Here is a 244-nt window from a genome sequence, read left to right as displayed (position 1 = left end):
TAGAAAATTTGTCCCAGCTTGGAGGTTATAAGTTTGAATATTTCCACCAGTGATCACTCCCTTTGCCTCTCCATGATTGTAGATTTTCCATTTTGTCTTTTTGGGGGATCTAGTTATAGTTTTATCAAACCATAAATCACTTGTCCATAAATCACTGGGTTCTAACACATAATTTTTATTTTTCATAGCGTTTATCCAGCTTTGTGTTTGAAACTCCTGAAGTTCATCCATTTTAAAGGACGAA

Annotated in this window: 1 protein-coding gene; it reads right to left on the bottom strand. The window is 34.4% G+C overall.

The window, feature by feature from the left end:
- The coding region (locus ETC07_RS16380) for a hypothetical protein (RefSeq protein WP_205742584.1) at positions 1 to 231 on the bottom strand (231 nt) is incomplete at its 3' end.
- Positions 232 to 244 lie beyond the last annotated feature (13 nt).

The organism is Halomonas borealis, from assembly GCF_004798905.1.
GTDB classification, from domain to species: domain Bacteria; phylum Pseudomonadota; class Gammaproteobacteria; order Pseudomonadales; family Halomonadaceae; genus Halomonas; species Halomonas borealis.
Note: the sequence above shows the minus strand (reverse complement) of the source record. Positions and strands in the feature narration are given on the sequence as shown.